Source organism: Azospirillum sp. UENF 112521 (assembly GCF_058780665.1).
The window spans coordinates 801333-825585 of record NZ_JBSNCI010000005.1; the positions used below are offsets into that span (position 1 = coordinate 801333).

At 68.3% G+C, this 24253-nt stretch carries 21 protein-coding genes; 7 read left to right on the forward strand and 14 right to left on the reverse strand.

Annotated elements, in window-relative coordinates:
• Nucleotides 1–2 precede the first annotated feature (2 nt).
• The 7 genes from sufD to ACWPN8_RS28350 form a co-directional block, all read right to left on the reverse strand.
• Nucleotides 3–1370 (reverse strand): Fe-S cluster assembly protein SufD, encoded by a 1368-nt coding sequence (gene sufD, locus ACWPN8_RS28320; protein WP_247873322.1) that lies wholly within the window; start codon nucleotides 1368–1370, stop codon nucleotides 3–5.
• Nucleotides 1370–2122 carry a Fe-S cluster assembly ATPase SufC gene (sufC, locus tag ACWPN8_RS28325; RefSeq protein WP_098738189.1) on the reverse strand — a complete coding sequence of 251 codons (753 nt, stop codon included), beginning with the start codon at nucleotides 2120–2122 and terminating at the stop codon, nucleotides 1370–1372. Before sufC ends, sufD begins: the two co-directional genes overlap by 1 nt.
• An 80-nt stretch (nucleotides 2123–2202) precedes the next feature.
• A complete protein-coding gene (sufB, locus tag ACWPN8_RS28330; RefSeq protein WP_109451843.1) occupies nucleotides 2203–3687 on the reverse strand; it encodes a Fe-S cluster assembly protein SufB in 1485 nt (494 codons plus the stop codon).
• 45 nt (nucleotides 3688–3732) lie between these two features.
• Nucleotides 3733–4203 carry an SUF system Fe-S cluster assembly regulator gene (locus ACWPN8_RS28335; protein WP_109451845.1) on the reverse strand — a complete coding sequence of 157 codons (471 nt, stop codon included), beginning with the start codon at nucleotides 4201–4203 and terminating at the stop codon, nucleotides 3733–3735.
• A 313-nt stretch (nucleotides 4204–4516) separates the two neighbouring features.
• Complete coding sequence (locus ACWPN8_RS28340; protein ID WP_492243163.1) at nucleotides 4517–5551, reverse strand: hypothetical protein; 1035 nt, start codon at nucleotides 5549–5551, stop codon at nucleotides 4517–4519.
• An 11-nt stretch (nucleotides 5552–5562) separates the two neighbouring features.
• Nucleotides 5563–5988 (reverse strand): phage holin family protein, encoded by a 426-nt coding sequence (locus ACWPN8_RS28345; RefSeq protein ID WP_109451849.1) that lies wholly within the window; start codon nucleotides 5986–5988, stop codon nucleotides 5563–5565.
• Nucleotides 5985–7073 carry a hypothetical protein gene (locus tag ACWPN8_RS28350; RefSeq protein ID WP_492243164.1) on the reverse strand — a complete coding sequence of 363 codons (1089 nt, stop codon included), beginning with the start codon at nucleotides 7071–7073 and terminating at the stop codon, nucleotides 5985–5987. Before ACWPN8_RS28350 ends, ACWPN8_RS28345 begins: the two co-directional genes overlap by 4 nt.
• A 206-nt stretch (nucleotides 7074–7279) precedes the next feature.
• Between ACWPN8_RS28350 and ACWPN8_RS28355 the strand changes: the two genes are divergently transcribed.
• Together ACWPN8_RS28355 and ACWPN8_RS28360 are read left to right on the forward strand one after the other, a co-directional pair.
• On the forward strand, nucleotides 7280–8527 hold the full coding sequence (locus ACWPN8_RS28355; protein ID WP_492243165.1) for a hypothetical protein: 1248 nt from the start codon (nucleotides 7280–7282) through the stop codon (nucleotides 8525–8527).
• Between the two features lie 159 nt (nucleotides 8528–8686).
• Nucleotides 8687–10846: a malate synthase G gene (locus ACWPN8_RS28360; protein ID WP_492243166.1), complete on the forward strand. Its 2160-nt coding sequence runs from the start codon at nucleotides 8687–8689 to the stop codon at nucleotides 10844–10846.
• A 40-nt stretch (nucleotides 10847–10886) separates the two neighbouring features.
• On the opposite strand, the gene ACWPN8_RS28365 is transcribed toward ACWPN8_RS28360, so the two are convergent.
• Complete coding sequence (locus ACWPN8_RS28365) at nucleotides 10887–12209, reverse strand: class I SAM-dependent methyltransferase (RefSeq protein ID WP_492243167.1); 1323 nt, start codon at nucleotides 12207–12209, stop codon at nucleotides 10887–10889.
• 12 nt (nucleotides 12210–12221) lie between these two features.
• Entirely contained in the window at nucleotides 12222–12698 is a 477-nt protein-coding gene (locus ACWPN8_RS28370) for a class I SAM-dependent methyltransferase (protein ID WP_109451857.1), read from the reverse strand.
• Between the two features lie 388 nt (nucleotides 12699–13086).
• Here ACWPN8_RS28370 and ACWPN8_RS28375 point away from each other — a divergent pair, with 388 nt between their 5' ends.
• A complete protein-coding gene (locus ACWPN8_RS28375; protein ID WP_492243168.1) occupies nucleotides 13087–15237 on the forward strand; it encodes a methyl-accepting chemotaxis protein in 2151 nt (716 codons plus the stop codon).
• Between the two features lie 139 nt (nucleotides 15238–15376).
• The gene (locus tag ACWPN8_RS28380; RefSeq protein WP_109451861.1) at nucleotides 15377–16198 is read left to right on the forward strand and encodes a ParB/RepB/Spo0J family partition protein; all 822 of its coding nucleotides are present in this window, start codon (nucleotides 15377–15379) and stop codon (nucleotides 16196–16198) included.
• Nucleotides 16199–16261: 63 nt separating this feature from the next.
• On the opposite strand, the gene ACWPN8_RS28385 is transcribed toward ACWPN8_RS28380, so the two are convergent.
• Both ACWPN8_RS28385 and ACWPN8_RS28390 read right to left on the reverse strand, forming a co-directional pair.
• Nucleotides 16262–17029 (reverse strand): phage tail protein, encoded by a 768-nt coding sequence (locus ACWPN8_RS28385; protein ID WP_492243169.1) that lies wholly within the window; start codon nucleotides 17027–17029, stop codon nucleotides 16262–16264.
• A gap of 359 nt (nucleotides 17030–17388) precedes the next feature.
• Nucleotides 17389–18021: an MBL fold metallo-hydrolase gene (locus tag ACWPN8_RS28390; RefSeq protein WP_109451442.1), complete on the reverse strand. Its 633-nt coding sequence runs from the start codon at nucleotides 18019–18021 to the stop codon at nucleotides 17389–17391.
• Between the two features lie 261 nt (nucleotides 18022–18282).
• Between ACWPN8_RS28390 and ACWPN8_RS28395 the strand changes: the two genes are divergently transcribed.
• A complete protein-coding gene (locus tag ACWPN8_RS28395) occupies nucleotides 18283–18735 on the forward strand; it encodes an RrF2 family transcriptional regulator (RefSeq protein ID WP_098738201.1) in 453 nt (150 codons plus the stop codon).
• Between the two features lie 100 nt (nucleotides 18736–18835).
• The gene (locus ACWPN8_RS28400) at nucleotides 18836–19540 is read left to right on the forward strand and encodes an SDR family oxidoreductase (protein ID WP_109453261.1); all 705 of its coding nucleotides are present in this window, start codon (nucleotides 18836–18838) and stop codon (nucleotides 19538–19540) included.
• An 85-nt stretch (nucleotides 19541–19625) separates the two neighbouring features.
• Here the strand turns inward: ACWPN8_RS28400 and ACWPN8_RS28405 are convergent, their stop codons facing one another.
• The 3 genes from ACWPN8_RS28405 to phoU all read right to left on the reverse strand — a co-directional run bounded on the left by ACWPN8_RS28405 (nucleotide 19626) and on the right by phoU (nucleotide 23208).
• Nucleotides 19626–20918 (reverse strand): adenylosuccinate synthase, encoded by a 1293-nt coding sequence (locus ACWPN8_RS28405; RefSeq protein WP_109451440.1) that lies wholly within the window; start codon nucleotides 20916–20918, stop codon nucleotides 19626–19628.
• Between the two features lie 147 nt (nucleotides 20919–21065).
• The gene (locus ACWPN8_RS28410; protein ID WP_109451438.1) at nucleotides 21066–22220 is read right to left on the reverse strand and encodes an ATP phosphoribosyltransferase regulatory subunit; all 1155 of its coding nucleotides are present in this window, start codon (nucleotides 22218–22220) and stop codon (nucleotides 21066–21068) included.
• 217 nt (nucleotides 22221–22437) lie between these two features.
• On the reverse strand, nucleotides 22438–23208 hold the full coding sequence (gene phoU / locus ACWPN8_RS28415; RefSeq protein WP_109451432.1) for a phosphate signaling complex protein PhoU: 771 nt from the start codon (nucleotides 23206–23208) through the stop codon (nucleotides 22438–22440).
• Nucleotides 23209–23509: 301 nt separating this feature from the next.
• On the opposite strand from phoU, the gene ACWPN8_RS28420 reads away from it, so the two are divergent.
• Nucleotides 23510–24241, forward strand: a complete 732-nt coding sequence (locus tag ACWPN8_RS28420) for a hypothetical protein (RefSeq protein ID WP_492243170.1) — start codon at nucleotides 23510–23512, stop codon at nucleotides 24239–24241.
• Nucleotides 24242–24253: the final 12 nt, after the last annotated feature.

A 24253-nucleotide genomic window follows, 5' to 3' on the forward strand; every position in this document is an offset into this window, starting at 1 on the left:
GGTTACTTCTGCTCCTCCAGCCAGCCGGCCACGATCCCCTGGAAGGCGTCGCGGATCGACTCTTCGGCGATTTCCCCAAGGGATTCCGACAGGAAGGCGCCGATCAGAAGGCCCTGGGCGGTGTCGCGGTCGATGCCGCGGGCGCGCAGGTAGAACAGCGCGTCGTCGTCCAGCTCACCCGCGGTGCAGCCATGGCTGCACTTCACGTCGTCGGCATGGATTTCCAGTTCCGGCTTGCTGTCGATCTCGGCCCCGTCGGACAGCAGCAGGGCGCGGTTCAACTGGTAGCCGTCGGTCTTCTGCGCGCCGGGGCAGACGGTGATCTTGCCCTGGAACACCGCACGGGCGGTGTCGTCGATGACGCCCTTGTAGACCTCGCGGCTGGTGCCGTTGGGCTGGGCGTGGACGATCAGCGTGGTGGTGTCGGCATGCTGGGTGCCGCGGACCAGATAGCCGCCGCTGACATGGGTGCGGGCGTCGGTGCCGTCGAGGCGGCTGACCACCTCGTTGCGCGACAGCTTCGCGCCCGTGGTCAGGATGAAGTTGTCGTAGCAGCCGCCGGTCGCCACCGTCGCCGCGATGTGCGACAGGTGGATGGCGCCGCCGCCGTCACGCTGCGACTTGTAATGGTGCAGGGTGGCGCCCTCGCCGACGAAGACCTCGGTGACGTGATTGGCCAGCGTGGTGCCGGTGCCGCGGCCGACATGATGTTCGACCACCACCGCCTTGGAGCCCGCTTCCGCGATCAGCAGGCTGCGCGGGTGGCAGGAGGTCGCCTGCACCTCCGACCCGACCGAGACGAAGACCAGCTCGATGGGGCGTTCGACCTGGACGCCGGCCGGCACATGCAGGACGGGACCGTCGGCGAGATAGGCGCTGTTCAGCGCCACCAGCGGACGGTCGTCCGCCGCGGCGAGACGGCCGATATGGTCGGCCAGCAGGTCGGTGTGGCTGGTCAGGGCAGCGGCGATGCTCAGCAGTTCCACGCCCGGCGGCAGGCCCTCGACCGACGACAGGTCGCCGCGGAAACGGCCGTCGACGAAGACCAGACGCGGACCGTCCTGCCCCTCGGCCCTCACGGTCGGCAGCAGGTCAATGGCCGCCGCCGCCGGGGCGGCCGGCTGGAAGCTGGTCTTGGCGAGGTCGCGCAGGTTGGTGTAGCGCCAGCTCTCGTTTTTGATCGTCGGCAGGCCGACGGCGGCGAAGCGCTCGCGGCCGACGGCGCGCAGATCGGTCAGCCAGGACAGGCCGCTGCCGGGCAGGCCGGCGCCGACCTGATCGAGCGGTGCCAGGAGGGCCGGCGCCGTCGCCGGATCGGCGCCGCGCGTCGAGTAGGTCATCGGATGGAGAGGAGAGTGGTTGGCCGTCATCACGCTGCCTCGCTCGCGCCGAAGTCGCGGTAGCCGTTCTTCTCCAACTCCAGCGCCAGTTCCTTGCCGCCCGACTTGACGATGCGGCCGGCGGCCAGCACATGGACATGATCGGGAACGATGTAGTCGAGCAGGCGCTGGTAGTGCGTGATGACCAGCATCGAGCGCTCCGGCGAGCGCAGGGCGTTGACGCCCTCGGCGACGATCTTCAGCGCGTCGATGTCGAGGCCGCTGTCGGTCTCGTCGAGGATGGCGAATTTCGGTTCCAGCACCGCCATCTGCAGCGTCTCGTTGCGCTTCTTCTCACCGCCGGAGAAGCCGACATTGACCGCGCGCTTCAGCATCTCGTCCGACATGCCGAGCGCCTTGGTCTTCTCGCGGATCAGCTTCAGGAACTGCATGGCGTCGAGTTCCTTCTCGCCGCGATGCTTGCGGATGGCGTTGATCGCGGTCTTCAGGAAGGTGGTGTTGCCGACGCCGGGGATTTCGACCGGATACTGGAAAGCCAGGAAGACGCCCTCGGCCGCCCGCTCTTCCGGCTCCATCGCCAGCAGGTCCTTGCCGTAATAGGTGACCGAGCCCTCAGTGACCTCGTAGCCGTCGCGGCCGGCCAGCACGTAGGACATGGTGCTCTTGCCGGCGCCGTTCGGCCCCATGATGGCATGGACCTCGCCCGGGCGGATGGTCAGGTCGACGCCCTTGAGGATTTCCTTGCCGTCCACGGTGGCGTGCAGGTTCTTGATTTCGATCATCGTCTTTGCCTCTTTGTCTTCTTCAGGCCGCCGGCACGCCGTCCGGTCTTCACGTTCTCTTCGGTGGGTGGGACGCGCCCTTAGCCCACGCTGCCTTCCAGGCTGATGCCCACCAGCTTCTGCGCCTCCACGGCGAATTCCATGGGGAGTTCCTTCAGGACCTCCTTGCAGAAGCCGTTGACGATCAGCGACACCGCGTCCTCTTCCGAGATGCCGCGCTGGCGGCAGTAGAACAGCTGGTCCTCGCTGATCTTGGCCGTCGTCGCCTCATGCTCGATGCGGGCGGAGCGGTTGCGGCTCTCGATGTAGGGAACCGTGTGGGCGCCGCACTGGTCGCCGATCAGCAGGCTGTCGCACTGGGTGTGGTTGCGCGCACCCTCCGCCTTCGGCAGGATCTTCACGAGGCCGCGGTAGGTCTGCTGCGCCTTGCCGGCCGAGATGCCCTTCGACACGATCGTCGAGCGGGTGTTCTTGCCGATGTGGATCATCTTGGTGCCGGTGTCGGCCTGCTGGAAGTTGTTGGTGATGGCGACCGAATAGAACTCGCCCACCGAATTGTCGCCCTGCAGGATGCAGCTCGGATACTTCCAGGTGATCGCCGAGCCGGTCTCGACCTGCGTCCAGGAGATCTTGGAGTTCTTGCCGCGGCAGGCGCCGCGCTTGGTGACGAAGTTGTAGATGCCGCCGACGCCTTCGGCATTGCCGGGGTACCAGTTCTGGACGGTCGAGTACTTGATCGTCGCGTCGTCCATCGCCACCAGCTCGACCACCGCGGCATGCAACTGGTTCTCGTCGCGCTGGGGCGCCGTGCAGCCTTCCAGATAGCTGACATAGGCGCCTTCGTCGGCGATGATCAGCGTCCGCTCGAACTGGCCGGTGTTGGCCTGGTTGATGCGGAAATATGTGGATAGCTCCATCGGGCAGCGCACGCCCTTGGGGATGTAGACGAAGCTGCCGTCGGTGAAGACCGCGCAGTTCAGCGTCGCATAGTAGTTGTCGGTGTAGGGCACCACCGAGCCGAGATACTTCTTCACCAGCTCCGGGTGCTTCTGCACCGCCTCGGAGATCGCGCAGAAGATGATGCCCATCTCCTCCAGCTTCGCCTTGAAGGTGGTGGCGACCGACACGCTGTCGAACACGGCGTCCACGGCGATGGCCGGGCTCTTGCCCTCCGACCCTTCGACGCCGGCCAGGATCTCCTGCTCACGCAGCGGGATGCCCAGCTTCTCGTAGGTCTTCAGCAGTTCGGGATCGACCTCGTCCAGCGATTTCGGCCCAGCCTTCTTCTTCGGCGCCGCATAGTAATGCGCGTCCTGATAGTCGATGGGCGGGAAGCTGACGGCGGCCCACTGCGGCTCCTCCATCGTCTGCCAGACGCGGAACGCCTTCAAGCGCCAGTCCAGCAGCCACTCCGGCTCCTCCTTCTTGGCGGAGATGAAGCGGACGATGTCCTCGTTCAGGCCCTTCGGCGCGACGTCGGCCTCGATGTCGGTCGTGAAGCCGTACTTGTACTTCTGCTCCGTGACGGCGCGGACCTGCTCGACGGTTTCCGGTTGGGCGGCCATGGCTTTGCCTCGTCCTTCTCAAGAATGCTGTTCGGTGCGCGCCGTTCAGTGCGCAGGGCGGGCCGGCTGGGCGGCTGTGGAATTCGTTGCGGCTGCGGGAGCCGGGAAGGTGATCGGGACCATCATGTCGGCCAGCGACACCTCCTCCAGCGCGTTGCGGATGGCGCGGTTCACCTTTTCCCAACCGCCGCGCATGGGGCAAAGTTGCTCCACCCCGCACTGGCTGTCGGCGCCGTCGACGCAGGCGGTCAGCGCGATGGGACCGTCGAGCGCCGTGATGATTTCCGCGATGGAGATTGCATCGGCCGGCCGGCTCAGCGCATAACCGCCGGCGGCACCGCGCTGCGAGGTGGTGAGCCCGGCCGGTGTCATCGCCTTCATCAGCTTGGCGACGGTGGGAGCGGGAACGCCGGTGCGGTCGGCAAGATGGGCGACGGTATGGACCGTGCCGACCTGGCGCGCCATCTCGCTCAGCACGACGATGGCATAGTCGGTCAGCTTGCTCAGCCGGATCATGCCCACACCCCGTTTCACCCCGGTTTCCAATACAGGACCAATTTAGTCCTGATTGCTCCGGGGGGCAAGGGGCGTTTGTCGATAAAAGTGCAGGATTTCCGCGGCTTTCGCGGGTTTGCATGGCTGATGTGCCGGCAATACCCGTCAACACCGCTTGGTTATAGCGTGGCGCTCGTCCCCAGGCTACAGCGAAGCCGCAGGTCGGGGGACGCGATGCGGCGGTTTGCCGCAGGGTGGCAAAAGACCCCCCAATGCGGAAAACCCCGCGCCGTGGGCGGCGCGGGGTCGGTCCGGGTGGCGAAGGAAGCGGGGATCAGCCCGGCTTCTTCACCTCTTCGCGGGCGGCGTTGGTGGCTTCGGTGACGACGTCACGGACGTCCTCCTTGGCCAACTCGACCACCGTATTGGCGGCCGCCTGGGCGGCGCGGGTGCCGCGGTCCAGCGCGTCCATGGCGATGGCCTTGGCCCGCTCGGTCGCCTCGTCAGCATAGTCGCCGACCCACTGCTTCTCATAGCGGGTGCCGGGCAGGGCGGCGCCGATGGCCGCACCCAGCGCCACGCCCATGGCGCCGGCGACGATGGGATGGTCCTCGACGAGGTCCCAGAAGCCGGTCGACATATCGTGCGCGCGGTGGCGCAGATGGTCGGTCGACGGTGCCATGGAGGACAGGCGCGACACGCCGCGGCTGACATAGCCCTGCGACTGGCGCTGGGTGTGGAGGTCGCCCCGGCCGGATACGTGGCCCGACACAGGGTCGTTGTCCGAACCGCCCATCATGCCGCTGACGGTCCCGGACGCGCTGTCGTAGGCGGAGCTGACCGCACCCGAGGCGCTGTCATAGGCCGAGCTGGCGGCATTGCGGACGCTCTCGCCGGCATCGCTCAGCGTTTCGCGGGCATAGTCCACGGCGTCGCCCACGCGGTGTCGGGCGTTGCGGACCGTGCTGGAGCGGGCGATGCGGCGGTCGTAGCCGGTGCTGGACAGGGCCAGCCAGCCCAGACCGATGCCGACCAGCGCCAGCGGGATCGGGTTGCTGGTGACGCTGTCCAGCACAGACCCGGAGGACTGGGACTGCCGGCGATTGTAATGGACGGTCTGGCCGCTTTCGTAACGGTCGGTCCGGTGCAGGTTGGCGCGCTGGGACGGGGTGTCCGGCGTCGACGGCGAATAGGTGTGCTTCATGGAATTCTCCATCAGGGTTTGGGGAGACCACCGCGTCAGACTGTCGCGCAGACGGGATGTCCGGTCGCGCAGCGCATCGACGGTGCCGCCGATGCGCGCGCGGCTGGCGCGGATGTCGCCCTCCAGGGCGTCGAGATCCTTCGATTGACGTTCGTCGTCCGTCATCGGCCGGCCCCTCAGCGGGCAAGCTGGGATTTCGCCCAGCGCTTGTCCTCGTCCAGCGTGTTCATGGTGCGGCGGGGGCGGAGGTTGGCGGGGCTCAGCCGGTTCTTGCCGACGTAAGCCAGGATGCCGCCCACCGCCAGAACCACCACGCCCACGATCAGCGCGGACAGCCACGGGGCCAGGACGTTGGACAGGCCGAGAACCGCGGAGGCAAGCAGGACCAGGACGCCGGCGAAGGCGACCAGTCCGCCGACGGCGATGAAGGCCACGCCACCGGCGGCCTCTGTGGCCTTGTCGGTCAGCTCGGCCTTCGCCAACGCGATCTCGGATCGGGCGAGGTTGGCGGATTCGCGGGCGAGATCGGCGAACAGGCCGGCAAGCGGCCGGTCCTGCCGCGGATCCCGCGGCTCGTCATAGCGGTTCTCGGCGGCGCTCATGGACGCTGACCCTGCGGCTTGGAGGTGGAGGAGGAGGCTCCGGCAGGGCCGCCGTGGCTGCCGCCCTGGACACCGCCGCCCTGGACGCCGCCAATGCCGGCGGTGCCGGAGTTGACGGTGCTGGCGGCGGCACCCGACACGCCGGCCGGCGTGCCGATGGTGCTGGTGCCGAGAGCGGTGTCAGCCGACGGCGCGGCGCCGTGGCCGGTGACCGAGGCCGGAGCGGTGGACAGCGGCATGCCGATGCGGCCGGCGGCCGGCTTCGGCTCACCCAGGCGCTCCGACCCGCGTTCGGAGTCCATGCGGCCGGCGAGGTGGCCGGTGTTCACGCTGGACGAGCCCGTCGTCGGGGTGTCGGCGCTGTGGGACGGGGTGCTGCGGCTGACGGGCTCGCCGATGCCGCCGGCCATGCCGCGGCTGGGCGTCGTGTCGCGGCCCGTGTCGCGGCCAGTGTCGCGATTGCGGTCGCGGCCGGTATCGCGACCGGCGTCGTAGGAGGCGCCGCGGGCGGTGCGCACGGTCTGCGACGGGTGCGCGTTGCCGCGAAGCGAGGTCGAGGCGCGGTGCATGCGGCGGTCGCTGGAGCTTTTCAGGAAGCGCGCGGCGAGGAAGCCGACGGCGAAGGCGGCGCCGATGAACACCTCGGGCTGGCGGCGGGCGAAGCCTTCGACCTCGCCGACGATGTCGTCGACCGAGGCGTCGCGCAGCATGTCGGCGACACGTTCGACGCGGCTGGCCGCCTGCTCGGCGTAATCGGCGACCACGCCGCCATTTTCCTCGTTCAGCTGCTCGGCGGCCTTGTGCAGGGCGTTGGCGACGCCACCCAGCTGATCGGCGGCGCGGCCGGTCTGCTGTTCCAGCAGCGAGCGGATGCGGCCCTGGGCGTTGCCCAGCGTCTCGCGCCCGGTGGACATCACGTCGTCGGCCGCGCGGTTGACGGTCTTCTTCATCTCATCGACGCTGCCGCCGATGTTGGAGCTGCCGGCAGCGAAATTTCCGGTCGACGAGCTTCCAGCGGTAGAACTTCCGGTGGTGGAGCCGGTCGGGGTCGGTCCGCCGGTGCCGGTCATGTCGCGGTTCGGCATCTTGTCTTTCCTCCTCGGGGATTCCGGTATTCCGTGGCTCCGCGCCTGCGGTATCGAACCGCCCGTTGCGGAAGCGGGTGTCGGGAAGTGAAACACCGCCCAAGCCTTCGGGGTTCCACGCACGCACCGCGCGAAATGGACAGTTTCTGCGATTGTGCTAAACTTTGCCGCGAACAAGTTGGTTCGGCCGGACCGGGGGGGGCGGCATGAGCGTTTTCAGCGTGGTGGCCGACGGTCAGGCCGGCCTTTTCCGCCTGCAGCAGGCCAGGAAACCCTGGGAGAAGGAACTGCAGGCCAAGGACGCCCACGGCCAGCTCGCCCAGAAGGCGGAGCGTGCGCAGGCGCTGACCCAGGCCGCGACCAAATGGCAGAGCGACCATGCCAGCGCCCAGGCGGCTCTGGAGGAGGCGAGGCGGGTCGGCGGGCCCAAGCAGGCGGCTGCCGCGCGGCTTGAGCAGGTCGAACGCAAGATCGAACAGTTGAAACTGGCGATGCGCTTTGCCCAGGGCGATCCGCAGAAGCTGGCGACCCTGGCGCGGGAAGCGACGCTGCTGGCGCGCGAGGCCGGGCGCGCCGCCAAGGAGTATGGGGCCGGCATCAAGGCCGCGGCGGAGTTGGGGTTGCCCGGCGATGCCACCGGCGGCGCCACGATGCTGTCGTCGGAGACGACGATCACCCGCACGACCACCAGCCTGACCCTGCAACAGACCGAGGTGACGCTGACCATCGGCTTCTCGACGGGGGACGGGGCGTCGGCCGCCGCCGGTTCCGCGGAAAGTACCGCCGACCTGATGGCGGCCGATGCCGGCGCCGATTCGGATGCGCAGTCGGCGGGGGCGGCGGAGATGCGGGACGGCAAGTTGCCCGCCGACATCGCCCGCCTGGTGGAGGATGTGCTGTCGGGCCTGGGCAATGGCGGGATGACCGGCGCCGTCCCGTCCGACACCGATCAGTCCGACACCGATCCATCAGGGGCCGATCAGTCCGACACCGATCCGGCCGCTCCTGGCCAGCCTGCCGGCAGTCACCCAGCCGCGGCGTCGGCCGGCACCGGCGGGCGAAGCGCGATGATTCAGCAGCTGATGTCCGACAACGCCTTGAAGATGTCGCGCTACCGCGAGGCGGACACCTTCGGCCAGCGGGTTGAGGGGGTGCTTGCCACCTCCAAGCGCATCATCGGCGAGGCGAAGGCCGCCAACATGCTGGACGAGTCGGAAAAGCGTCGGCGCGAGCGGCGGGAAGGCTTCAAGGCCGACGACAAGATGGTCGAAGCCGCCCAGAAGGAGGTCAACGCCCTGCGCGCCGCGGCGCTCGGGTCGGCCAAGGAGCTTGGGCAGGCGGTCGGGGCCAGCGGGGCGCCCGATAACGCTGCCGATGGGGCAGATGGCGCGGCCCTGTCGACGGCCGCCGCTTCGGCCAACCAGCCGGCAACGGTGCTGAATATGCTGGCGTGAGCGCGGCCGGCCCGGTGCCGGCCGCCTGCTACCATTTCTCCATACGCTGCGGTGCGACATTGTGTTGACCGGGTCAATCGGAAGACGCGATAACCGATGACAAAGACTCCCGGAGAGGAGTCTGCGAACCGAGCGCAAGAGAATGGGACACGCAACGAGATGAGCAACTGGATCCGCCGTGGCGGCCTCGAAATCGCCCGCCCGCTGTACGACTTCATCAATGACGAGGCGCTGCCGGGAACCGGTGTCGACGCCGACCGTCTCTGGACCGGCCTCGACCAGCTCCTGCACGAGTTGGCGCCGCGCAATAAGGCTCTGCTGGACAAACGCGACAGCCTGCAGGCGCAGATCGACGGGTGGCACACCGCCCGTCGCGGCAAGCTCTTCGATCAGGCCGACTACGAGTCCTTCCTGCGCGAGATCGGCTATCTGGTGCCGGAGGGCGGCGACTTCGCGGTCGGCACCGGCAATGTCGATCCGGAGATCGCCTATCTCGCCGGCCCGCAGCTGGTGGTCCCGATCACCAACGCCCGCTATGCCCTGAACGCCGCCAACGCGCGCTGGGGCAGCCTGTACGACGCGCTGTACGGCACCGACGCCATCCCCGGCACCCCGGCGGCCGGCGGCTATGACGCCGCCCGCGGCGCGCAGGTGATCGCCTGGGCCCGCAAGTTCCTCGACGACAGCGTTCCGCTGGCCGACGCCAGCCATGTCGATGCCGTCGGCTATGCCGTCGAGGGCGACGCGCTGGCGGTGACCCTGAAGGACGGGCGCAAGACCGGCTTGAAGGACAAGGCCGCCTTCGTCGGCTGGCAGGGCGAGGCCTCGGCGCCGTCGGCCGTGCTGCTGGTCCAGAACGGCACCCACATCGAGATCCGCATCGACCGCAGCAGCGTGATCGGCAAGGACGATGCCGCCGGTGTCGCCGACGTCGTGCTGGAAGCGGCGCTGTCGACCATCCAGGACTGCGAGGATTCCGTCGCCGCCGTGGATGCGGAGGACAAGGTCGTCGCTTACCGCAACTGGCTGGGCCTGATGAAGGGCACGCTGGAGGCCAGCTTCCCCAAGGGCGACAGAACCGTCGTCCGCAAGCTGAACCCGGATCGCACCTACACCACGCCGACCGGCAGCGTCACCCTGCATGGCCGCAGCCTGCTGCTGGTCCGCAACGTCGGCCATCTGATGACCATCGACATGGTCAAGTTGGCCGACGGCAGCGAGGCGCCGGAAGGCATCCTCGACGGCGTCTTCACCTCGCTGATCGCCCTGCACGATCTGAAGGCTGAGGGGGGCTTGCGCAACAGCCGCGCCGGCTCGGTCTACATCGTGAAGCCGAAGATGCACGGGCCGGAAGAGGTCGCCTTCGCCGACGAGCTGTTCGGCCGCGTCGAGGATCTGCTGGGCATGGCCCGCAACACCCTCAAGGTCGGCATCATGGACGAGGAGCGCCGCACCAGCGTCAACCTCAAGGAGTGCATCCGCGCCGCCAAGGACCGGGTGGTGTTCATCAACACCGGCTTCCTCGACCGCACCGGCGACGAGATCCACACCTCGATGGAGGCCGGCCCGGTTGTCCGCAAGGCGGCGATGAAGGCCACCAAGTGGATCTCCGCCTATGAGGACAACAATGTCGATGTCGGGCTGCGCGCCGGGCTGAAGGGCCGCGCCCAGATCGGCAAGGGCATGTGGGCGATGCCCGACCTGATGGCCGACATGCTGGTCGCCAAGATCGGCCATCCGAAGGCCGGCGCCAACACCGCCTGGGTGCCGTCGCCGACCGCCGCCACCCTGCACGCCACCCACTATCACGCGGTGAATGTGGCCGAGGTGCAGGACCAGCTGGCCAAGCGGCAGGCCGCAGCATTGTCCGACATCCTGACCATCCCGCTGGCCGACCGCCCCAACTGGTCGGAGGACGAGGTCCGGCAGGAGCTGGAGAACAACGCCCAGGGCATCCTCGGCTATGTGGTGCGCTGGATCGACCAGGGCGTCGGCTGCTCCAAGGTGCCGGACATCCACGATGTCGGGCTGATGGAAGACCGCGCCACCCTGCGCATCTCCAGCCAGCATATCGCCAACTGGCTGCACCACGGCATCTGCACCGAGGCCCAGGTGATGGAGGTCATGAAGCGCATGGCCGCCGTCGTCGACAAGCAGAATGCCGGCGACCCGCTGTACAAGCCGATGGCCGGCAACTTCGACGGCAGCATCGCCTTCCAGGCCGCCTGCGATCTGGTGTTCAAGGGCCGCGTCCAGCCGAACGGCTACACCGAGCCGGTGCTGCATGCGCGCCGCCGTCAGGTGAAGGCGGCCGGCTGAGGCCGGTCTTCGCTGCGGGGGGCGTCGCTCCCCGCAGCACTTATTTCGAGTGGCCGATTTCCAGAACCCGCACCGCCACCTGCTTGGTGTAGGGGCTGGCGGCGAAATACTCGTAGCGGACCGCATTCTCCGCGACGAATTCCTGGAACGCCCGGTACTCGTCGTCGCGCCAGCTGCGGTTGCCGATATACTCGTCGAAGACGATGATCGTTCCCGGCCGCACCCGGTCCGCCAGCGCGGTCAGCACGGTGCGGGCCGAGGCGTAGATGTCGCTGTCGACATTGACCAAGCGCACCGGTCCCGGATGGGCGGCGAGGAAGGGCGGCAGGCTGTCCTCGAACCACCCAACATGCAGCCGGGCGTTGTCACGCACCGGCGGCAGCTGGCTGCCGGTGGTCAGCACGCCGCGGGGGGAGTTGACCCAGCCCTCCGGCAGGCCCTCGAACGAATCGAAGCCGTGGACCTCCTGGCCCGCCGCGTCGGCAATGTGGTCGAGCGAGGTTCCGCGCCGGACGCCGAACTCCAGCACCAGACCGGGCGTGGCGGCGCATGCGACCGCATGACGCAGCAGCCGGCCGCTGTTGCCGAACAGCCGGAAGTCGGCGGAGAGCTTCGGCAGCAGCGCCTTGACCCCGTCCGGCAGTGGGCGGCGCTTCGGATTGTCGCCGACCTCCGCCTGCTCCACCGCGTCGGCCTCGGCATCCCGGCCAAGCAGCCGCAGGGTGGCGGCGAGATAGCCCCAGTATTTGCCGGCGGCACCGCCGCAGCGGGTGGCGCGGCGCAGCCGGCGCAGGGACTCGTCGGGGCCATGGTCGTGCAGGGCCTGGGCATGGCTGCCGAACCAGCCTGCGGCGTGCTCGGGATCGTCGGCCAGCAGCGCGTTGAAATGGGCCAGCGCCTCCCCGTCACGCCCGAGATAGGCCGCGGCGGTGGCGGCCTCGAAGCGGATGTCGGGGGAGAGGTCGCCGGCGGCCAGCGCCTCGCGCGTCACGGCAATCGCGTCGGTGTAGCGGGCGTCGCGGCGCAACGCTCCGGCCAGCGCCGCCGTCAGGTCGGGGCGTCCGGGGGTGACGCGCAGGGCGCGCTCCAGCAGGGTGACGGCCGGGAAGGGGGCGTTGTCGGCCTGATGGGCCCTGGCGAGAAGCGCCAGCCGGTCGGCGTCTCCGGGGCTGTCGGCCAAGACCCGGCGCAGGCAGGCGATGGCGGCGGCCGGACCGCGATGGCCGAGATGGGCCAATCCCAGCAGATGAAGCCGCTCGGTCCCGGAGGACGAGGGGGCGCCGCGGAGCAGGCGCAGGGCGGGGCGGTAACGGCGCGCGTTGATCAGGGCGCGCGCCTCGTCCAGTACGGTATCAGCGGTCAAAATGACTCGTCGTCAGGGCAGCCTGCGGAAGGTCCAGACCGACGCCGGGGGCAGGTTCCGGGCGATCCAGGCATGGCGCCGCGGCTTCAGCCGCAGCCGCCGGATCAGTTCCGGATTGACCGGGGCGAAGGGACCGTAGGTGAATTGCACGAAAACGCCGTCGGGCGCCAGCACGGAAAAGGCGCCGCGCACGATCCGCGCCTGCACCGACAGCGGCATGGCGATCAGCGGCAGGCCGGAGACCACCGCGTCGCAGCTCTCCCAGCCATGGGCCCGGACGATGCGGTGCACCCGCGTCGCGTCGCCGCGCACCACCGTGGCGCTGGGGTGCAGCATCGACAGATGATCGGCGAAGGCGGGGTCGAGTTCCACCATCAGCAGATTGTCGGGCGTGACGCCATGGGCCAGCAGCGCCGAGGTGACGGGACCGGTGCCCGGCCCCAGCTCCACCACCCGCCGCGTGGGGCTGCACTGGGCGGCCTTCGCCATCGCCCGGCACAGTTCAGGTCCACTTGGAGTTACCGATGCGACCTTCAGTGGTGAGCGAATCCAGCGCTCGACAAAAAGCTTGCGCTCAGCAAGTGACATCGATCGACCTCCCAACAGACGCCCGATCAAATCCTCGGCTCTGCGTAACCCCTTTCTACTAAGTTACGTTTCATTGCGCCAGCCGAATGGATTTTGAACGATCGTTTAACAAAACGATTAAACTTGTGTGTCTGTTTGTTAACAGTTCGCCAATAGGATTGTATGTGTACGGCGCTGTGGCGGGCCGCCCTTTCGGTTGGGAACCATTCCGGGGAAGGGACCGGACGCTTGCCGCGCCAGTGAAGCCGGGCCAACCGGCACCTTAAGCCCGTACGGGAGGAGCACAACCTTGAATAGATTGCTTCTGCGCCACAAGATACCCGGCGCGGTGGTCGGGTCGGCGGTGCTGACGGCGGTGCTGCTTGGCAGCTTCGCCTATTCCGCGGCCACCGACCGTCTGCGCACCGCGGCACAGGACAAGCTGGTGGCGCTGGCGGATGCCCGCGCCGCCAGCGTCCAGTCCTATCTGGAAGGGTTGGAGGGCGACATCGTCCTCACCGCCAACACGCGCTCGATGCGGGACGCGGCGGTGGCGCTGGGCAATGGCTGGAGGATCGAGGGCGACCGCGGCGACCCCGGCACCCTGCTGCGCAAGCGCTATGTCGACGACAACCCCAACCCGCCGGCCGAGCGCTACAAGATGGAGAAGCCGGAGGGCAGCACCATGTACGACATGGCGCATCTCAGGCTCCATTCCTGGATGACCGACCTGATGCTGCGCCGCGGGCTGGCCGACGTCCTGCTGCTGTCGCAGGATGGAACCGTCCTCTACAGCGCCGCGAAGGGCGGCGACTTCGGCAAGCCGGCCGCCGACGGTCCGCTTGCCGCGCTGGCCGACTCGGTAAAGCGCGATCCCAAGCCGGACGAGGCCCGCACCGCCGATTTCAGCGCCTATGCGCCGGCCGGCGGCGCCCCGTCGGCCTTCCTCGCGACGCCGGTGGCGCTGCGCCAGCCGGATGGCAGCGTGCAGATGCTGGCGACCCTGGTTTTCCGCATCGAGCCGAGCGGGCTCGACCGCATCATGCGCGCCACCGGCGGGATGGGGGACAGCGGCGACACCTTCCTGGTCGGCGAGGACGGCAAGCTGCGCAGCACGCCGCGATTTGCGACGGGGCCGGCGGTGCTGAAGCCCTATGAGGGCGGCGCCATGGGCGTCATCAGGAACGATGCCGACCACACCGGCGTGGTCGAGGCGGCCAACATCTCCGGCGACCGTCCCGCCCTGACCGCCTATCGCCCGATGACGCACAACGGCGTCCAGTGGCTGGTGCTGGCGGAGGCCGGCGTCGACGAGATTCTGGCGCCGGTCAAGTCGATGCGCGACAACATGATCGGCGCCGGGGCGGCTCTGCTGCTGGTCATCTGCCTGGGCGGCATGCTGTTCGCCCGCGGCATCACCCGCCCGCTGTCGTCGATGTGCGATGCCATGCAGCGGCTGGCCCAGGGCGAGCGTGCGCTGGCCGTGCCGGCGCAGGACCGCCATGACGAGATCGGCCGGATGGCCGGGGCCATGCAGGTCTTCAAGGAGGCGCTGATCAAGGCCGACGACCTTCATGCCGAACAGGAGCGGGTCCGCGCGCTGCGCGAGGAACGCACCCGCCAGCTGGAACGGGTGACCGATGGGTTCGATGCGCGGGTCGGCGGCATCGTCCGCGCGGTGGCCAGCGCCGCCGGCGGGCTGGAGGCGACGGCCAGATCGATGAGCGACGGCGCCGACCGCACTTTGCACGAGGCGACCAGCGTCGCCGCGGCTGCCGACCAGACGGCGAGCAATGTCGGGACGGTGGCCTCGGCGGCCAACCAGCTGCGCGCCTCCATCGGCGACATCGGCCGCCACATCGAGGAGTCGGGCCGGATCACCCAGGCCGCCATCGGCGCCGCCGCGCAGGCCGGCGAAACCATGCGCGCCGTGGTGGAGACCGCCGGCCGCATCGGCACCGTCGTTCAGTTGATCCACGACATCGCGGCGCAGACCAACCTGCTGGCGCTGAACGCCACCATCGAGGCGGCACGGGCGGGGGAGGCGGGCAAGGGCTTCGCCGTCGTCGCCAACGAGGTCAAGCATCTGGCCGCGCAGACCGCCAAGGCCACCGACGAGATCGGCAGCCAGATCGGCACCATGCAGTCGGTGACGGACGGTGCCGCGGCCTCCATCGGCCAGATCGCGACGGTGATCGAGGACATGGGCCGCATCTCCAGCATCGTCGCCGGCGCCATCGAGGAGCAGGGCACCGCGACGATGGACATCGCCGCCAACGCCGAACAGGCCGCCAAGGCGACGCAATCGGTCACCGCGATCATAGACGGGGTGGCGCGGTCCGCCGACACGACCAAGACGGTTGCCGGCGAGGTGCTGGTCTCGTCCCAGGATCTGACCCGGCAGGCCGGGCATCTCCGGACGGAGATCGAGCGCTTCCTGGCCGACATCAAGGCCGCGTGAGGGACCGGCCCTGCCGGCGGCAGCGAAGCCGGCGGGGCCTGTTCTCCTTTTCTTCTCACTGTGCCGTTGACAGAGCCGCAACGGCCGGGGCACCGTTGCGGGGCCGGAAGGACCGGGAACCAGGGGACCAGACCAGGACATGCCGACGCTCGCACCCGATCACTCGGATCTGTTCGACGATACGGGCAAGCCGCCCCGGCTGCTGGAACTCGATGTCGCCAGGATCATGCGCAACCCGAGCATGCCGCGCCGCCATTTCGACCCGCAGGACATGCAGGGGCTGGCCGACTCGATCGCGCATTACGGGCTGAAGCAGCCGGTGCTGGTGCAGGAGGTCGTGGGCGGCCATCGCCTGGTCGCCGGGGAGCGGCGGCTGCGGGCGCATGAGATGCTGGGGCTGGCGACCATCTATGCGCTGGTCACCTCCGGCAATCCGGACGAGCTGACGCTGGTGGAGAATGTCCAGCGCGTCGACCTCGACGCGCTGGAACTGGCGGAGGCGCTGGCGCGGCTGATCGACCGCTTCGGCTACACCCAGGAACAGCTGGGCCGCATCATCGGCAAGAGCCAGAGCAACGTCAGCCACACATTGCGGCTGAACAGCCTGCCGGAGACGATCAAGCAGGAATATGCCGCCGCCCACCATGACGTGTCCCGCTCCACCCTGATCGAAATCGCCTGGATCAAGGATCTGGACGAGCAGATCGCCCTGTGGGAGCAGGTGAAGGCCGGCGACGGGACGGTGCAGGCGGCCCGCAGCCGCAAGGACGCCGCCAAGGAACCGTCACTGCGCACCATGTCGGCGGTCGGCCGCTTCCTCGACGCGCTGCGCCGCGCCACCGCCCGGCTGGGCGATCCGCGTGAGCACCGCGCCTATGTCGACGACATGCAGCGCCGTGAACTGATCAGCCTGCGCCGGCGCATCGACCTGCTGCTGGGCGACGATCCGTCGGTCGATTGACGGCGGGATCCGCCGTGAAAAGCGCAACTCCACCTTTCGGTGGAGTTGCGCCGTCGACTCCCGTTACGGACGGTTGGGATAGAGGCCCACGGTGGCGATGCAGACGGTCTGTCCGATTGCTGGCGACTGGGTGCTGACCTTCTGGGTCGCACCGGCTGCGGCGGGGGCGACCGCCACTGTGCCGCCGGTGATGCCGGTGTTCGGGACGGTGATGCTGCCGCTGGCCGTGCCCGCCACTTTGGCGCCGGTGCCCGGACCGGTGGTGTTGTACGGCCCCGTCAGCGTGATGCCACTGCCGCCATCGTCCAAGACGGTGCCGCCGAGATAGACGGTGCCCGAGGTGGGAGCCGACACCGGGGTGCCGCCGGTGGTGATGGGAACGCTCACGGTGCCGGTGAACGGAACCGTGGTCGAGCCCCCCGACCCGCCGCCGGTGCCGGTGAAAGTTGCGGTGTGGGTATGCGGTTGCAGCGGGACCTGCGCCGCCGAAAGCAGCAGTTCCTGCTGGCCGACCTTGGCGCCGATGTTGATGGTCGCCAGGCCGGGGCCGGTGCCGGAACCGATGGCGGCACGGCCGCGCAGGTCGGGGACGGCGAAGAGATCGGCATTGTTGCCGCCGTAGCGATAGCCGATCAGCGCGAACAGCGCTTGGTTCTCCCGGACGGCCAAGGTCCGGCCGTCGGCCGTGACATAGCCCTGCGGGCACCAATCGAAGGAGTAGGTGCAGATCGTGCCGATATAGGGTTCGACGTTACACGCGACGGCCGGCGCGCTGAAGAGCGCCATGCCGCTCGCAATGGCAAAACCGGCGGAGAGTAACATCTTTCTCATGATAAGTCCTTTTGCGCTCGGATTGCTTTAAGAGATATTTTTGCTACCGATGAGGATAAAAAGTGATGATTGTCGTGCATATTCGCGCATATCCGATGGAGACATTCAAATTGAAATTATAAAAATTGCGTGCTCATAACTTTTTCGCGAAAATAGCGCGAATCATGGTCTTGAAAGTTGTGTCTTATCGAAAAATTGGAGCCTTCAGGCAGGCGCACGGCTCCAAGGCCACCCCCATAAGGGACGGGCAGCCATCTCCGACGCCTGAAGGCGCGAAGGAGAGCAGACGCGCTACAGGACTTGCGTGTTCAGCCTGACTGCCCGAGTTCCGAATCGGAAGATTTCCGACTGTGCGACGGTTAATCGTTCAGGAACGGGTTGTACAGCCGCTCCTCGCCGAAGCTCGACATCGGTCCGTGGCCGGGGATGAAGGCGATGTCGTCGCCGTAGGGGAACAGCTTGTCGCGGATCGAGGCGATCAGGTCGCCGTGGTTGCCCTTGGGGAAGTCGGTGCGGCCGACGGAGCCCTGGAACAGCACGTCGCCGACGATGGCGAGCTTCGACGGCACATGGACGAACACGACATGGCCGGGTGTGTGGCCGGGGCAGTGGCGCACCTCCAGCGTCTGGTTGCCGACGGTCACCGTGTCGCCCTCCTCCAGCCAGCGGCCGGGGGTGAAGGAGCGCACCGGCGGGAAGCCGAACATCTGGCTCTGCATCGGCATGCCGTCGATCCAGAACTGGTCGTCGCGGTGCGGGCCCTCGATGGGCAGCGTCAGCTTGTCGGCCAGGTCGGCGACGGCGCCGGCATGGTCGATGTGGCCATGGGTGACGAGGATCTTCTCCAGCGTCACGCCCTTCGCCTTCACGGCGGCCAGGATGCGGTCAAGGTCGCCGCCGGGATCGATGGCGGCACCCTTCATCGTCTCGGGGCACCAGAGCACCGTGCAGTTCTGCTGGAACGGGGTGACCGGAACGATGGCGTACTGCATGGCCTGACCTTCGGTTCTGCGGGAAAATGGCGGAATGATCCTATGGGCGGGGTGACCTTAACGCGCCCGCGACGGATGCCGCAAACCATTCGCGCGTCAATTCGATTCCGATTTTCTGCGATCCGATCTAAGGTCCGCGGGTTCCGGCCGCAAGTTACGCCCTGGGGTGGAATAACGGACCGGTACGAAATGTTAACCACCGAAGCTTTAGATCGGGGCGGACCACCCAACCGCCGCCGCCATAATACGGATTCCGCCGGAATGCTGTCGCAGAAAGCCAAATACGCGTTGCGTGCCCTGATCATGCTGGCGGAGAAGGACAATGGCGACCTGATCCTGATCGCCGACATTGCGGAGCGCGAGAACATCCCGCGCAAGTTCCTGGAAGCGATCCTGGTCGAGTTGCGCAAGGAAGGCATCCTGTTCGCCAAGCGCGGCAAGAGCGGCGGCTACCGGCTTGCCCGCCCGGCCGCGGAGATCACCTTCGGCGAGGTGATCCGCCTGATCGACGGCCATCTGGCGCCGATTCCCTGCGCCAGCAAGGCGTCCTTCCGGCCGTGCGAGGATTGCATCGATACCGAGACCTGCTCGGTGCGCTGGCTGATGGTCCAGGTCCGCGACGCCACCGCCGCCGTGCTCGACAACCAGACGCTGGCCGACGCCCTGCGTCATCGCCAGTCCACCGGCACCATCGCCGCCAATTTCGACATCTGACGCTCTCCGCTCCGCAGGGGCCGGCCCGCCTGAAATCGCATTTGAGGCGGCGACCGGCCGCCCTTATGGTTGGGCGACCAAAGGATTGGGAGGAATGAGCATGTCCGACGAAAAGGTTGCCGTCATCACCGCCGGCGGCAGCGGCATGGGTGCGGCCTCGGCGCGCCGGCTGGCGGCCGACGGCTTCAAGGTCGCGATCCTGTCCTCCTCCGGCAAGGGCGAGGCTCTGGCCGGGGAGTTGGGCGGCATCGGGGTGACCGGGTCGAACCAGTCGAACGACGATCTGAAGCGGCTGGTCGATGCGACGATGGAGCGCTGGGGCCGCATCGACGCGCTGGTCAACAGCGCCGGCCATGGTCCGCGCGGCGCCCTGCTGGAGATCAGCGACGAGGACTGGCACCGCGGCATCGAGGTCTATTTCCTCAACGTCGTGCGGGCGGTCCGGCTGGTGGCGCCGATCATGGTCGGGCAGAAGGGCGGCTCCATCGTCAACATCTCCACCGCCTGGGCGTTCGAGCCGAGCGCCATGTTCCCGACCTCCGCCGTCGCGCGGGCCGGTCTGGCCGCCTACACCAAGCTCTTCGCCGAGCAGTATGCGGCGGAGAATGTGCGGATGAACAACGTCCTGCCGGGCTGGATCGACAGCCTGCCCGCGACCGAGGAGCGGCGCCAGAGCGTGCCGATGCAGCGCTACGGCAGCAGCGAGGAGATCGCCGCCACGGTGGCCTTCCTGGCCTCGCCGGGCGCCGGCTACATCACCGGCCAGAACATCCGGGTCGATGGCGGGCTGACGCGGTCGGTGTGATCGGGGGTGGCCCGACCTGGGACAGCGGAAACGAAAAAGGGCCGGCGAAATGCCGGCCCTTCTTTCTTGGGAAGCTCCCGCCAGCTCAGTCGGCGAACGGGTCCGTCATCAGGATGGTGTCGTCGCGTTCCGGGCTGGTCGACAGCAGGGCGACCGGGGCCTGGATCAGCTCCTCGATGTGGCGGACATACTTGACCGCCTGGGCCGGCAGCTCCGCCCAGGAGCGGGCTCCGCGGGTGGTGTCCTTCCAGCCTTCGAAGGTCTCGTAGATCGGCTCGACGCGGGCCTGGGAGCCGGCGTTCGACGGGTAATAGTCGAGTTCCTGGCCATCCAGGCGGTAGCCGACGCAGACCTTGATCTCGTCGAAGCCGTCCAGAACGTCGAGCTTGGTCAGGGCGATGCCGTCGATGCCGCCGGTCTTGACCGCCTGGCGGACCATGACGGCGTCGAACCAGCCGCAGCGGCGCTTGCGCCCGGTGACGACGCCGAACTCCTTGCCCTTCTGGCCGATCAGCTCGCCGATCTCGTCCTTCAGCTCGGTCGGGAAGGGGCCGGAGCCGACGCGGGTGGTGTAGGCCTTGCAGATGCCCAGCACATAGCCGACGGCGCGCGGGCCCATGCCGCTGCCGGCGGCGGCGTTGCCGGCCACCGTGTTGGAGGAGGTGACGTACGGGTAGGTGCCGTGGTCGATGTCCAGCATCGTGCCCTGGGCGCCCTCGAACAGGATGCGCTTGCCGGCGCGGCGCAACTCGTCCAGCTGCTTCCAGACGACGGCGGCGTAGGGCAGGACCTGCGGGGCGATCTCGCGCAGCGGCTCCAGGATGTCGGCCGGGGTCATCTCCGGCGCGCCCAGCGCGCGGAACAGCGCGTTGTGGTGGGCGAGCAGGGCGTCGACCTTCTCCACCAGCACGGCGTCGTCGGTCAGGTCGCACAGGCGGATGGCGCGGCGGGCGACCTTGTCCTCATAGGCCGGGCCGATGCCGCGGCCGGTGGTGCCGATCTTGCCGGCGCCCTTGGCCTCTTCGCGCGCCTTGTCGAGTGCGCTGTGCACCGGCAGGATCAGCGGCACGTTCTCGGCGACGATCAGGTTTTCCGGGTTGACGGTGACGCCCTTTTCCTTGATCGCGTTGACTTCGCGGATGAAGGCCCAGGGGTCGAAGACGACGCCGTTGCCGATGACCGACAGCTTGCTCTGGCGCACCACGCCGGACGGCAGCAGGCTCAGCTTGTATTCGACGCCGTTGATCACCAGCGTGTGGCCGGCGTTGTGACCGCCCTGGAAGCGCACCACCACATCGGCCCGGCTGGACAGCCAGTCGACGATCTTGCCCTTGCCCTCGTCGCCCCACTGGGCGCCGACCACCGCAACGTTGGCCATCTCTCGTCTCCGCAAAACTTCAAAAAGGAACCGCTCAGCCTCCCGATCCACCGCAGGGTACCATCCGCGCGGCGTGGGGGCCCGTTCACCCTGAACCCAACTCGCTTGAACCCAACTTCCGTGAACGCAAGTCGTTTGAACCCAGGGTCACCCGACCGGCTTGACGTCCCCGCCAACCAGCCAATGGCCGCAATGGAGCCGTCTGGCTTCCGCGGCCGCATCGGCCACCGGGGCAAGCCCGGCGACCGTCACCCATCCGTCGGCCCGCAGCCTGCGCGCCGTTTCCCAGCCGCTGCCATGCGGCACATAGACCCGGCCCGGGGCCTTGGCCGCCGGAACCGCGCGCAGCAGCGTATCCATGTACAGCGTGAAGCCGGTCGCCGGCTCGCCGCGGTCTTCCCCCTGGGCGCCGGCGCGGTAGCGCCCGCCCTGGCCCAGCTCGCCCGCGGCGCGGGAGAACAGGGTGAAGCTGAGGCCGGTCTGGTACTCGAAGCCGCGATGCTCCACCAGATCGATGGTCACCGTCAGGTCCGGCATCGCCGCGCGCAGCAGGGCCAGCGTGTCGGTCAGCCGGCGGCGGTCCTTCTCGGCCCCCTCCGGCAGCGGCAGGGCGGCCAGCGCCTGCATGGCGCGGTCGGCGGGACCGGACGCGCTCATCAGCGTTTCCAGCAGCGAGGCGGCAGGGCCGCCGACGGCCGCCACGGCAGCCGAGTCCTTGCGGTCGAGTGCGGCGCGCAGCTGCCGGATCTCGTCCTCGCCCAGCCCTAGGCCGGCGCAGATGCGCGACACCATGGTCGGCACGCAGAGATCGACCGACAGGTGCGGCACGCCGATGGCGGTCAGCGCCTGGACGGCAAGCAGGACCACCTCGGCATCGGCCTCGGCCTCCAGCGCGCCGATCAGCTCGACGCCGACCTGGGTGAACTGGCGTTCGGGGCGCAGCTGCGATCCCTTCACCCGCAGCACCTGGCCCGCGTAGCACAGGCGCAGCGGCCGGGCCTCGTTCTTCAGGCGGGTGGTGGCGATGCGGGCGATCTGGGGGGTGATGTCGGCGCGGACCGCCATCATCCGCTGCGAATGCGGGTCCATCAGCCGGAAGGTTTGCTTGGACATCGCGGCACCGGGGCCGGAGAGCAGGTTCTCTTCGAACTCGACCAGCGGCGGATCGACGCGGCGGTAGCCCTGCGCGGCGAATTCCGCCAGCAGGCGTTCGACGGCGGCCGCCTCATGCGCCGCTTCGGACGGCAGCACGTCGTGCAGTCCGGCGGGAAGCAGGGCGGAGCTCAGTGCGTCGGCGGGCATGACCAGCGTGTCTCGTTGCAGGCAGGGAAAGGGATGCCGCGGCTGATGTCGGGCACACGGGGCGGGCTAATACCCGACCCCCGCGCCGCATGCAAACGGAAAAGCCCCGCACCGTGGCGGTATCTCCCCTGCGCGTGCGAATCCGCAGGCTGTGGCCGGACAAAGTGTCGCCGCCGGCGGCGGTCCGGGCAAGTGCGAGAGGCGGGCGGGGAGGGGGTCAGCCGGCGTCGGCGGGGCCGGCATCCTCGTCGAGCGGGAACGCCGTGTCGCTATCCGGCGCCATCGGCGTGACGACGGCGAAGCTGCTGCCGTCGTTCTTCGGGCGCAGCACCGTCAGGGGGCTGCCGACCACCAGGAAATGGATGATCTCGGCGATGTTGGTGGCGTGGTCGCCGATGCGCTCCAGATTCTTCGCCATGAACAGCAGATGCGTGCAGGGCGTGATGTTGCGCGGGTCCTCCATCATGTAGGTGAGGACCTCGCGGAACAGGCTGGTGTAGAGGTCGTCCAGCTCCTCGTCGCGCTCCCAGGCGGCGATGGCCTTGTCGACGTCGCGCTCGATATAGGCGTCGAGCACCTCCTTCAGGATCGCCTCGACCAGCCGGCCCATGCGCGGGATGCCGGCGGCCGGCCGCACCACCGGCACCTGGGCCAGCGCCAGCGACCGCTTGGCGACGTTGGCGGCATAGTCGCCGATGCGCTCCAGATCGGCCGAGACCTTCAGGGCCGAGACGATCTCGCGCAGGTCCTGGGCCATCGGCTGGCGCAGCGCCAGCAGCCGCACCGCCTCGGCGTCGATGTCGCGCTCGTAGGCGTCGAGCCGGGCATCGGCCTGCATCACCTGGGAGGCCAGCCCGACGTCGCGGCGGGTCACCGCCTTCACCGCGGCCTCCACCTGGGCTTCCGCCACGCCGCCCATCTGGGTGACGAGGTTGGACAGACGCTGCAATTCCTGCGCGAAGGAGCGGACGATGTGTTCGGTACCCATGTTCGGTCGCGACGCTCCAATGATGTCCGTCCCATCCGGCGGGACCCGGAAGGCCGCCACGCGCGGGAGGTGTATATTAGCCGGTGGTCATGACGGCGTTGTGGCGGGAGTATTTCACTTTCTTGACAATAGGATGTCGCCGGGATGACGGGAATTTACCGGCGGCATCGCTGTGATCGGAAGCGGCGGCGGCGTATTGGATTTGAAGTACCCCGGTAACTTCGTTAAAGGAAACAGCAGCTATAGTGATGCCGTCCGTAGGGGGTACAGCCCCCTGCACTGACCGGGAGGCCGTTTTTCCATGTCCGTCGCCATGTCCGTTGCCATGTCCGTCGCGTTTCAGATGCCCGTCCGCTCCGCCGTTGCCGGAACCCTGCTTCTGCTGGCTGCATCGCCGCTGGCGCTCGCCGCGGATCCGGCTCCGGCCCCGGCCGCACCCACCGCATTGGTTGAGGATGTGTCGGACGGCGTCGACGGCGTGCAGCCGATGGACTATCTGGCGGCAGGCCGCACGCTCACGTTGAAGGCCGGGCAAACGCTGACGCTGAGCTATCTGGAATCCTGCGTCAACGAGACGATCACCGGCGGTTCGGTGACGGTCGGCGCCCGCGAATTGGCGGTGCAGGGCGGCAGCATCGACCGCCACACGCTGCCCTGCGACGGCGGCAAGCTGCTGCTGGCTTCCAACGAGGCAGGAAAGGCGGGGGTGACCGTCTTCCGCAGCGCCCCCATCGCCCTGGCGGGCATGAAGGCGCCGCTGCCCAAGCCGGACCTGACCCTGTTCAAGACCCATCCGGTGCTGATCCTGTCGGCGCCCGGCCCGGTCACCATCGACCGGCTGGACGTGCAGGGCATCGCGCTGAGCACGGTCAATGTTCCCGGCACCACGCTGGACACCGCCAAGAGCGGCGCCGGGCTGGAACCGGGCGGGCTCTACAAGATCGCCGCCGGGCAGAAGTCCTTCACCGTGAAGATCGACGAGAAGGCCGCGGCCGGCGGCGGTCCGGCGCTCGGCCGGCTGATCCGCTTCTGAGCGGCGGGCGCG